Annotated in this window: 10 protein-coding genes and 1 pseudogene; 5 read left to right on the top strand and 6 right to left on the bottom strand. The window is 38.2% G+C overall.

Annotated features, from left to right (window positions below):
• Nucleotides 1-173: 173 nt before the first annotated feature.
• The 3 genes from ACPDG9_RS15350 to floR all read left to right on the top strand — a co-directional run bounded on the left by ACPDG9_RS15350 (nucleotide 174) and on the right by floR (nucleotide 3668).
• A complete protein-coding gene (locus tag ACPDG9_RS15350; protein ID WP_008651082.1) occupies nucleotides 174-1340 on the top strand; it encodes a tetracycline-inactivating monooxygenase Tet(X2) in 1167 nt (388 codons plus the stop codon).
• 191 nt (nucleotides 1341-1531) lie between these two features.
• Nucleotides 1532-2452 (top strand): macrolide hydrolase EstT, encoded by a 921-nt coding sequence (estT, locus tag ACPDG9_RS15355; RefSeq protein ID WP_046701559.1) that lies wholly within the window; start codon nucleotides 1532-1534, stop codon nucleotides 2450-2452.
• Entirely contained in the window at nucleotides 2445-3668 is a 1224-nt protein-coding gene (gene floR / locus ACPDG9_RS15360) for a chloramphenicol/florfenicol efflux MFS transporter FloR (protein ID WP_014053560.1), read from the top strand. Before estT ends, floR begins: the two co-directional genes overlap by 8 nt.
• Before the next feature lie 360 nt (nucleotides 3669-4028).
• On the opposite strand, the gene erm(F) is transcribed toward floR, so the two are convergent.
• Nucleotides 4029-4829, bottom strand: a complete 801-nt coding sequence (erm(F), locus tag ACPDG9_RS15365; protein ID WP_182650836.1) for a 23S rRNA (adenine(2058)-N(6))-methyltransferase Erm(F) — start codon at nucleotides 4827-4829, stop codon at nucleotides 4029-4031.
• Between the two features lie 305 nt (nucleotides 4830-5134).
• Between erm(F) and ACPDG9_RS15370 the strand changes: the two genes are divergently transcribed.
• A complete protein-coding gene (locus ACPDG9_RS15370; RefSeq protein ID WP_181816297.1) occupies nucleotides 5135-6007 on the top strand; it encodes a helix-turn-helix domain-containing protein in 873 nt (290 codons plus the stop codon).
• 66 nt (nucleotides 6008-6073) lie between these two features.
• Nucleotides 6074-6625 carry a cysteine hydrolase family protein gene (locus ACPDG9_RS15375; RefSeq protein ID WP_286386491.1) on the top strand — a complete coding sequence of 184 codons (552 nt, stop codon included), beginning with the start codon at nucleotides 6074-6076 and terminating at the stop codon, nucleotides 6623-6625.
• A gap of 47 nt (nucleotides 6626-6672) precedes the next feature.
• Here ACPDG9_RS15375 and ACPDG9_RS15380 read toward each other — a convergent pair whose 3' ends face one another.
• The 5 genes and pseudogenes from ACPDG9_RS15380 to ACPDG9_RS15400 form a co-directional block, all read right to left on the bottom strand.
• Complete coding sequence (locus ACPDG9_RS15380) at nucleotides 6673-7047, bottom strand: hypothetical protein (RefSeq protein WP_286402595.1); 375 nt, start codon at nucleotides 7045-7047, stop codon at nucleotides 6673-6675.
• Nucleotides 7048-7058: 11 nt separating this feature from the next.
• On the bottom strand, nucleotides 7059-7943 hold the full coding sequence (gene mph / locus ACPDG9_RS15385) for an Mph(E)/Mph(G) family macrolide 2'-phosphotransferase (RefSeq protein WP_286402593.1): 885 nt from the start codon (nucleotides 7941-7943) through the stop codon (nucleotides 7059-7061).
• A 3-nt stretch (nucleotides 7944-7946) separates the two neighbouring features.
• Nucleotides 7947-9170: an MFS transporter gene (locus ACPDG9_RS15390; protein WP_286402590.1), complete on the bottom strand. Its 1224-nt coding sequence runs from the start codon at nucleotides 9168-9170 to the stop codon at nucleotides 7947-7949.
• A gap of 508 nt (nucleotides 9171-9678) precedes the next feature.
• Nucleotides 9679-10137: a hypothetical protein gene (locus tag ACPDG9_RS15395; protein WP_220485350.1), complete on the bottom strand. Its 459-nt coding sequence runs from the start codon at nucleotides 10135-10137 to the stop codon at nucleotides 9679-9681.
• Between the two features lie 33 nt (nucleotides 10138-10170).
• Nucleotides 10171-10652 (bottom strand): annotated as a pseudogene (locus tag ACPDG9_RS15400) (relaxase/mobilization nuclease domain-containing protein); the annotation flags it as partial.

The following is a 10652-nucleotide window of genomic DNA, read 5'->3' on the forward strand; positions in this document are numbered from 1 at the left end:
TAATTGAACCTATTTTGTTTCGCTATCCACAAAAAACAACTTACTAAGTATCTAATTTACAAAAAAATAATTATATTTGCTTCTAATTTTACGAAATGCAGATGTAGGTGATTTTTTACGAAACAAAAGCTAGATCAGTTTCGTGAAAAAACAATGTTATGTGCCATTTTTGAATGACAATGCGAATAGATACAGACAAACAAATGAATTTACTTAGTGATAAGAACGTTGCAATAATTGGTGGTGGACCCGTTGGACTGACTATGGCAAAATTATTACAGCAAAACGGCATAGACGTTTCAGTTTACGAAAGAGACAACGACCGAGAGGCAAGAATTTTTGGTGGAACCCTTGACCTACACAAAGGTTCAGGTCAGGAAGCAATGAAAAAAGCGGGATTGTTACAAACTTATTATGACTTAGCCTTACCAATGGGTGTAAATATTGCTGATGAAAAAGGCAATATTTTATCCACAAAAAATGTAAAGCCCGAAAATCGATTTGACAATCCTGAAATAAACAGAAATGACTTAAGGGCTATCTTGTTGAATAGTTTAGAAAACGACACGGTTATTTGGGATAGAAAACTTGTTATGCTTGAACCTGGTAAGAAGAAGTGGACACTAACTTTTGAGAATAAACCGAGTGAAACAGCAGATTTGGTTATTCTTGCCAATGGCGGGATGTCCAAGGTAAGAAAATTTGTTACCGACACGGAAGTTGAAGAAACAGGTACTTTCAATATACAAGCCGATATTCATCAACCAGAGATAAACTGTCCTGGATTTTTTCAGCTATGCAATGGAAACCGGCTAATGGCATCTCACCAAGGTAATTTATTATTTGCTAACCCCAATAATAATGGTGCATTGCATTTTGGAATAAGTTTTAAAACACCTGATGAATGGAAAAACCAAACGCAGGTAGATTTTCAAAACAGAAATAGTGTCGTTGATTTTCTTCTGAAAGAATTTTCCGATTGGGACGAACGCTACAAAGAATTGATTCATACGACGTTGTCATTTGTAGGATTGGCTACACGGATATTTCCTTTAGAAAAGCCTTGGAAAAGCAAGCGCCCATTACCCATAACAATGATTGGGGATGCCGCACATTTGATGCCGCCTTTTGCAGGGCAGGGAGTAAATAGTGGGTTGGTGGATGCCTTGATATTGTCTGATAATCTAGCCGATGGAAAATTTAATAGCATTGAAGAGGCTGTTAAAAATTATGAACAGCAAATGTTTATCTATGGCAAAGAAGCACAAGAAGAATCAACTCAAAACGAAATTGAAATGTTTAAACCCGACTTTACGTTTCAGCAATTGTTAAATGTATAAAATGGAATAAAACGGCACATAACAAACAAATTGGCAATAGAGCCGGTGAAGTACTTCTATTGAACTTTTGTGCAATGTTGAAGATTAGTAATTCTATTCAACATTTGTGCTAAAAGTCGGCTCCATCGCCAATTTGCCAAACGTTAGCGGGCATTGTGAAAGATACCAGCATAACAGTTAAACATTGATAAATGAAAAAAAAACTACTTTGGATATTAATTTTAGGACTGATAATAATCAGTTGCAAACAAAGGAAAACAGAAATGAAAGAGAAAATAATTAAAACAAACGGCATTGAACTCTGTACGGAAAGTTTTGGAAATAAGAAAAATCCAGCAATCCTTTTGGTAGCAGGTGCAACCGTATCAATGCTGTATTGGGACACTGAATTTTGCCAACAATTATCTGAAAAAGGATTTTTTGTTATTCGTTACGACAACAGAGATGTAGGAAAATCCACTAATTATGAACCAGGTTCTACTCCATACGATATTGTTGACTTAACTAATGACGCTATTTCAATATTGGATGGCTACAAGATTGACAAAGCACATTTTGTGGGGATTTCTTTGGGCGGACTAATTTCTCAAATAGCATCAATAAAGTTTGCCGACAGAGTTAACTCCTTAACTCTTATGTCATCAGGCCCTTGGGGAGACTCAGACCCAACTATACCTGAAATGGACACGAGTATTTTAGATTTCCATAGTAAAGCAGGTACAGTCAATTGGACAAATGAAGACAGTGTGGTAAACTATTTAATTCAGGGTGCAGAATTAATGAGTGGCAAGAAACAATTTGACAAACAAAGAAGTGAAAAACTGATAAGAGCTGAGTTCAATAGAGCCAACAATTATATAAGTATGTTCAATCACGCTGCATCGCAAGGTGGTGGTGGTGAAGAATATTGGAACAGATTAAACGAAATCAAACAACCCACCTTAATTATCCACGGAACAGACGACAAAATTTGGCATTATAAGAATGCAGGTTTTTTACTAGAAAAAATAAAAGGTTCAAATCTAATCACCCTTGAAGGTACAGGACACGAATTACACGTTGATGATTGGAAATCAATTATTGATGGAATAGAAAAACACATAAATGACTGATAAACAAAAACAACGCCCCGCGTGGGCCTATACGCTGCCGGCAGCACTGCTGCTGATGGCTCCTTTCGACATCCTCGCTTCACTGGCGATGGATATTTATCTCCCTGTCGTTCCAGCGATGCCCGGCATCCTGAACACGACGCCCGCTATGATCCAACTCACGTTGAGCCTCTATATGGTGATGCTCGGCGTGGGCCAGGTGATTTTTGGTCCGCTCTCAGACAGAATCGGGCGACGGCCAATTCTACTTGCGGGCGCAACGGCTTTCGTCATTGCGTCTCTGGGAGCAGCTTGGTCTTCAACTGCACCGGCCTTTGTCGCTTTCCGTCTACTTCAAGCAGTGGGCGCGTCGGCCATGCTGGTGGCGACGTTCGCGACGGTTCGCGACGTTTATGCCAACCGTCCTGAGGGTGTCGTCATCTACGGCCTTTTCAGTTCGATGCTGGCGTTCGTGCCTGCGCTCGGCCCTATCGCCGGAGTATTGATCGGCGAGTTCTTGGGATGGCAGGCGATATTCATTACTTTGGCTATACTGGCGATGCTCGCACTCCTAAATGCGGGTTTCAGGTGGCACGAAACCCGCCCTCTGGATCAAGTCAAGACGCGCCGATCTGTCTTGCCGATCTTCGCGAGTCCGGCTTTTTGGGTTTACACTGTCGGCTTTAGCGCCGGTATGGGCACCTACTTCGTCTTCTTCTCGACGGCTCCCCGTGTGCTCATAGGCCAAGCGGAATATTCCGAGATCGGATTCAGCTTTGCCTTCGCCACTGTCGCGCTTGTAATGATCGTGACAACCCGTTTCGCGAAGTCCTTTGTCGCCAGATGGGGCATCGCAGGATGCGTGGCGCGTGGGATGGCGTTGCTTGTTTGCGGAGCGGTCCTGTTGGGGATCGGCGAACTTTACGGCTCGCCGTCATTCCTCACCTTCATCCTACCGATGTGGGTTGTCGCGGTCGGTATTGTCTTCACGGTGTCCGTTACCGCGAACGGCGCTTTGGCAGAGTTCGACGACATCGCGGGATCAGCGGTCGCGTTCTACTTCTGCGTTCAAAGCCTGATAGTCAGCATTGTCGGGACATTGGCGGTGGCACTTTTAAACGGTGACACAGCGTGGCCCGTGATCTGTTACGCCACGGCGATGGCGGTACTGGTTTCGTTGGGGCTGGTGCTCCTTCGGCTCCGTGGGGCTGCCACCGAGAAGTCGCCAGTCGTCTAACCGACGACTGGTAGCAGGCCCGCTCCGATGCGGCGCACTAACCATCGAAACCTCGTGAATGTCGGTATCCTGTCTGGCAGGATACCGCTCATTTCCCTTGTTCAGTTCAACATCGCATTGGCAAAATGGCGGGTTAAGTTCAAAATTCAACTTTTGTGCTTTTTATTCCGCCGAATGTGTCCCACATTCAGCTTTTTTTTAATAATTTAGCTTCTGTGGAAACACATCGGCTACGTCACTGCTAAATTGAACTTTCGGTTCAATTTATCCGCCACTTCGCCAATGCGTTTCCCGTTATGCGGCAGCTTAAAAGACGACACCAAACCAAAAAAATCATCTTGACAACCACCCGACTTTGAACTACGAAGGATGAAATTTTTCAGGGACAACTTCCAGCATTTCCAAAAAACAGTTTACCCATTGACTTGGAGACAAACAAACAATTTGAGCATTAAGGTTTAAACCGAATTTTTCCGAAATTGACCTGACCTGACTTTTCCTGAAAATCGACTTTAAAGCTGTTTTTACAGATAAATCAGGTTTCTCTAACAGACAGGAAATAAATGCTAAGTATTTGGCTTTAAACTTAAAATCAAAAAATAAGTGTTTTCTTTTAATGTTTAACAGGGCTGATTTGACAGTTGGCGGTGGCAAGAAACTTTCAGGACCTACCTCATAGACAAGTTTCAAATCAAAAAAAGTATGATAGAAAACGGTATATGGATTGTAAAGCTTCCTCGAAAATAACTTTTGTGTAGGTTCTAACTGAAGGATAATGGAACCTCCCAGAAAATTTCCAAGACTCTCAAACATCAGGATTTTGAAAATATCGGAAGTAATGCCATAAGGAATATTTGACACCACTTTGAAAGGAAATTTCGGAACTGCAAAATTCCTAAAATCACAACCGACAACTTGAACATTTCGGGCATCAGAAAATAATTTTCGTAAATGTTCAACCAAAGCTGTGTCGTTTTCAATAGCAACAACATTGTTGGCGATTTTTAATAAATGAACAGTAAAAAACCCCTTGCCTGCCCCAATATCTAAAACCGTATCCTGATTACTTATATTTGCTTGTCTTATTGCATCTTTTATTAGCACTTTATCAATAGTAAAGTGCTGACCCGTAAAACGAACGGGCAATTTCTTTTTTGTCATTACTGCAAATTTAGTAACTTTGCTTGACAAATTAACGAGAAAGAAGAGAAAATGAAAGCCGACCGCATAACATCACCTATACGCAAGCAGGGGGTTCGTGCTTCGTAAGACAGGAAAGTGGTAAATTTGAAGTTCAGTTCTTCGTAGGAAGTTCAGTGGTTAAAATCCCTGCCTGCGTATAGCTGAGAACCGTTAGTGGCAATGGCAGGACATCATACCGCTAAAATTCAACGTCAGAAAAAGAGAAGCAGACCTGAGTTTTTTTCATAATTTTGTAATCTTAATCAAAATGAATAATCAAATTTTTGAAAACACTAAAATTTCATAAGACCGAATGTGGAGTTGATTTTCTTCTGAATGTTTTACCATCGACAGAAGTCAGGGATAGTTATCTAAAAGGGGAAGTTTACAACACCGATTTTTTTGAAATTGTTTTTTTCAAAAAAGGCAATGGACATATCATTCTAAATCATCAAAAAAAAGTTATTGAAGATAACAGCATTGTTTTTATTTCGGCATTTCAAAAACGACAATGGCAACTCAACCCCGATAATTTAGATTTTACGGTTTTGGCATTTCAAGAAGATTTTTTAAATGACTTTTTTTCTGATAAATTGTTTACATACCGCCTGTTGTACTTCTATCAGTTGGAGTATCCTTTGTGTATGCAAGTGCAACAGGACATCACAACGTTTTATTGTGTTCTATTGTCCGAAATGAAAACCGAACTGCTTAAAACCAAAGCAGATAGTGTGCATATTATCCGTTCTTTAATCTATTATCTGTTGCAAAAATTAAACAGAGAATATGCCGAAAAACATCAGTTGCCTTTGGAAAAAAACGGAAACAATTATGCTTTTCAATTCAAAAAACTAACCGAAATCCACATCAAGGAAAAACAACGTATCAACGATTATACAGAGATATTGAATGTCAGTAGAATATCTTTAAACAAAGCGGTAAAAGAATATTTCAATGTTACGGCAACCTATATGTTAAAGCAACGATTGTTGATAGAAATAAAAGATTACCTTATCCATTCGGAATTAACTGTTGCAGAAATTGCCTATGAACTTAATTTCTCTGAACCGAACCATTTAATGCGTTTTTTCAAGAACCAAACAGGAATGACCACTACTGAATTTTTAGCAGATTATCAAAATGGTATCCATTCCTAATATTTTGGTAGCTTCTGATTTTTAGAAGCAAAGTAATTTTGCTCCATAATTTAAAATATAAAAATTATGAGCAAGAAAGCATTAATCATTATCGATATTCAAAACGATTATTTTGAAGGCGGAGCTATTGAGTTGGTAAATCCAGTAGAAGCAAGTCTAAATGCCCGTAAAGTGTTGAATTATTTTAGGGAAAATAATTTGCCAATCGCACACATTCAACACGTTTCAGCCAATCCCGAAGTTATGCCGATTTTCGTGGAAGGAACAAAAGGTTTCGACATACACGAAAACGTAAAACCACTTGACGGAGAAAAAGTATTCCGCAAATACTTTCCGAACAGTTTCAGAGGAACAGGACTTTTGGAATATCTGAAAGAAAACGAAGTAACCGAAGTCGTTATTACAGGAATGATGACACATATGTGCGTAGATGCCACCACAAGAGCCGCATTTGATTTTGAATACAAATGTACTGTAATCGGAGATGCTTGTGCATCAAGAGATTTGGAAATCAAAGGAAGTAGCGTAAAATCTACCGATGTACACAACGCATTTTTATCCGCATTGGAATTTTTCTATGCCGAAATCAAAAACACGGACGAATTTTTATCAGCATAATTTCGTTAAAAATAATTCAAAGCCCTGTAATAGAAATTATTGCAGGGCTATTTTTTTGTGTCCCTAATCGTGTGATATTGTAATGTAAAATCTTTCTCTATTTTTAATTTCCCTGACAACATACAACAAATAGCCACAGCCACTAACATAGCATTGGCGAAATGGCGAGGTTCACGGTAAATTGAACGTTCCGTCTTCGTATGCCGCCAATGCTTTTTGCATTGGCTTTTTATTTGTAATTTAGCCACTGACAAAAAAGCATTGGCTACGTTCACGGCTAAATCGAAACTTTTCGCTTCGATTTTCCGCCACTTCGCCAATGCTCCGGACGTTAGCTGCAAGGCTACAGTACCGCCAATAGACAACTCCCTTTCAAATAGTAAGGACTGACCCAATGAGGTGTCAGCCCCTACTAAAAACATAAACAAATTTTCTATTCAACGCCCAACTGCAATTTTGCTGCATTAAGATGAATTTCATCCTGCGTTTCTAAAGCAAAATACCCATAAGCTAACGGTGCAGCGGCAGCCCGTTCAATTGCTTGCTCAAATAGCTTATCCCATACTACTCCACCTTGTTTTGCGTACTCCGAAATTAACGCCTTGAGACTTTCTTCACCAAAAACAGTAACGTGTCCCGAAAAATCTTGTGCTATATCACTGACTTGTGCTGTTGACCAGTCAATAATTCCGCACACTTCTCCGTTGCGGTGAGTAAGCGTATGACCAGCGTACAAATCACCGTGAATGAATTTTGTAAAATTCGGCCATAACACATCGCTATCTATCCATTTTTGGTATCGATTTTCTAATTCGGCACTTATACCTAATTCAGATTTCACCAAAAACAATCTTTCCGAAATCTCATTTCTAACCTGTTCCGGTGTTAACACTTTTAATTCGTTACGAAGAACCTCTTGCTTTGAAATGGAGTGAAGTTCTATAAGTACCTTTGCCAATGTTGGAATGTAAAGTTCACTGTCTTTAGACATATTCCAAGTTACTTCATAAGTCTCAGCATCATAAATTAGAGCAGGCTTTCCATCCAGCAAAGGATAGGCTATAAGTTCTTCATTAGCTATACGCCAGTCGGGAACTTGTACCGAAAGGTATTTCGACACTAATTGAAGAATGCGTAATTCATTCGTAATCTGTTTGCCCAAGCCTGCTCTTCTTGGAATACGCAACAACCATTTTGTGCCATCCTTATCTGTAGCGAAACCAACCTTAAAGTCAATTCCCATCTCATTAAAACTCATTTTATCAGAAAGAAATAAACCATTTCTTTCCGCCAATTTTTGAATATCTTTATTTTTCATTTTTTAAACATTTTTGATTTTATCTAATTGCATTAAGTTGCGAGTGCCAAACGAAAGAATGCCCACAAGGATTGCCAAACAACCGCTTATAATAAACGAAATGTTTACACCAATAACTTCTGCAATCAGACCTGTGAATAATAAACCGATTACACTTGGCAACACTGCCAGACTATAATAAAGGGAAAATACTCTCCCTAATTTGTCAGGGCTTACCTCTGTTTGTACAATTGCTGTAAAACAGCCATTGAAAACGGACAGACTGATACCTCCAATGGCAGTTGTCAATACAAATCCTACAAACCAACTTGCAGGCAATGCTCCACTCAAAATAAATGTAAGTCCTAATAATACATACATTACATTGACAGCTACCACTTTTGAGCCTTTCAATTTGAAAGTACTCAAGATAGCTCCACCAATAAGCATACCTCCACCCCAAACCACTTCTACAACTCCCATTTCCCATTTTCCACCTGCATAATGTCCTGTTGTAAGCAACGGAAACATAATGGCAGCAGGCATTATAATGAAGGTTATTGCCATTGCATAAAGAAAGAGATAACGTAATCCTTTGTTCTTTGATATAGTTTGAAATCCTTCCAAAAAATCAGTAGTTATTGAATGGATAGACGATTTTGATTTCGTCACTAAATCGGGAATTTTCACCATTACGAGCGAAAGAATAGCCAGCAATGCCCCAATTAAATCCAAATACAATACCTTTGAAATGGGAAGATAGGCAATGGCCAATGTTCCAATGGCAGGTCCGCCAATACTACAAACTGAATGCAGAATTTGATTAATTCCTGCTACCTTTATCAATTCACTTTGGGGTACAATCAATGGAGCTATAGCCTGTAGTGCTGGAGTATGAAAAGCATTGCCAATAGAACGCAATCCGAGTAGCACATAAATCCATATTAGATTAGCATTTTTATTTTGTAGAATGACAAGTAACACAAGAGCACAGGCAGCAATAAAAGCATCCGAAAAAATCATTACATATTTACGATTGAGACGGTCAACATATACTCCTGCAATTAAACCTATCAATGCTTGAGGTAACATTGCTGCTATTCCTGCGTAGGCTAACACTTCGGCTGACTTATACTCCAGACTAAGCCATATAACGATAGCAAACTGAACAGCGTAACTTGTAAGCATTGATGCAAACTGCCCAGCCCATATAAACATATAGGTTTTAAACCATTTACGGTTTTCCATAAAAAATTGATTAAATTATACAACAAAATAATTGTAGTATAATACATAGTGTACTATACCATAAAAGTGGGTTTTGAAGTGAATAACCCTAATTATTTAGTCCAAGGCTTTGCCATGTGTTGTATACTTTTTTGGAAGTGATGCTACAAAAGTACAAAATATTATTTCAAAAAACAAGTTACTTTTAGCAAAATTAAGCCCAGCAGCTAACATAGTATTGCCAAAAGCGGGGCTGAAAGTTTAAACTTCAACATTTGTACATCTATGCCGCAAAAACCATTTTTATTTGCTTTGAAAAATGTAAATTAGCAAACAAAAAAATGGTTTTGCTAACTGCGGTGCAAATTTCAGCTTTTGTGCTTCGATTTCCCCGCCTTCGGCAATACCCAAAACGTTAGTAAATCTTTTAAAATATTGTGAACCTATTCCAACAAAGTTATTCCATAAAATTTTGAGCCTTCAAAGCTCTAAAAATTTTACGGAAATAACTTTGATAAACACTTTTCAATTATTGCTTTTGACTCCACTCTTTGAAAGATTTAGCTGTCCTTGGATTTTTGTTAAAAAACTGATTTACATTTTCTAATTGATTTATTAATTGCCCCTTTTCTTTTTCTAAACGCTCATACTCCGATTTCTCAATAGTATTCTTAACAGCTAAATACATTGAAAAACCTGTTGTTAAAAGTAAAAAGATGTTCAATACAATCAAGTAGAATAACCTCTTTGAGCTAACAGCCTTGTGAACCTTCAAAAGCTCCTCATTATTTTTTGTTATCTCTCGATGAAATTGATCGAAGTCATTCTGTAAGCGTTGTCTTTGTTCTTTTTCTATCTGTCGAAGTTCAGCAACATTTACTGTTACTTTGATGTTACTTAATTCTTTGATGGTATCTAAATGAGTTTTTTTACTTTGTTTTATCGTGTGTTCTAATTGTATGACTTGCTGAAGTAATAGTTCTGTCATATCAGTGAGTTTAGGTTGGTTCTTTGCCATTGTTTATCTTTTTAGTGCTCTTCGTTTACGTTTTTTTTGTTCATCATCTTCATCGTTACCACTAAGTTGAAAAGCAGATAACAAACTAAATAAAACAGACACATCTGTTTTCCAATTCTGCATTTGTGGTTCGATTGCTTCTTGCTTAGTTAATAGTTTTTCTACTTCATTCTTTGACTCTGTGCTTGCTGTATTTTTAAATAAATCATTCAACTTCATATTTCGGTCAACTTCACTTGCTTTTAGGTTTGTATTAGTTGGTAAATGAATAAAGCGATATCCTTGAATATTCCCCTGTTTATTAATAGTTGGTTTAACCTCAATATCTTTTTCAAGCATTAATCGAATGTATTGTTGTAAATCTTTTGGTTCCTGTCTTAAAACTTCCCTATGAGCTGTTTTGATAGTGTTTTTAGCTATTAAGTTTGTGTTGTTAGCTCTTTGTTTCTTATTCTCGTTTTCTTGTCTTATAGACGTCCAACCGT

It is taken from the genome of Myroides sp. C6-3, from assembly GCF_050522425.1.
Lineage (GTDB): Bacteria > Bacteroidota > Bacteroidia > Flavobacteriales > Flavobacteriaceae > Flavobacterium.

What these genes read in the sequence shown, in the direction of transcription:
- ACPDG9_RS15380 (WP_286402595.1), bottom strand. Translation starts at nt 7,047, where the DNA reads ATGTTTTTAGTAGGGGCTGACACCTCATTGGGTCAGTCCTTACTATTT.
- floR (WP_014053560.1), top strand. Translation starts at nt 2,445, where the DNA reads ATGACTGATAAACAAAAACAACGCCCCGCGTGGGCCTATACGCTGCCG.
- ACPDG9_RS15350 (WP_008651082.1), top strand. Translation starts at nt 174, where the DNA reads ATGACAATGCGAATAGATACAGACAAACAAATGAATTTACTTAGTGAT.
- ACPDG9_RS15390 (WP_286402590.1), bottom strand. Translation starts at nt 9,170, where the DNA reads ATGGAAAACCGTAAATGGTTTAAAACCTATATGTTTATATGGGCTGGG.
- mph (WP_286402593.1), bottom strand. Translation starts at nt 7,943, where the DNA reads ATGAAAAATAAAGATATTCAAAAATTGGCGGAAAGAAATGGTTTATTT.
- ACPDG9_RS15395 (WP_220485350.1), bottom strand. Translation starts at nt 10,137, where the DNA reads ATGACAGAACTATTACTTCAGCAAGTCATACAATTAGAACACACGATA.
- estT (WP_046701559.1), top strand. Translation starts at nt 1,532, where the DNA reads ATGAAAAAAAAACTACTTTGGATATTAATTTTAGGACTGATAATAATC.
- ACPDG9_RS15375 (WP_286386491.1), top strand. Translation starts at nt 6,074, where the DNA reads ATGAGCAAGAAAGCATTAATCATTATCGATATTCAAAACGATTATTTT.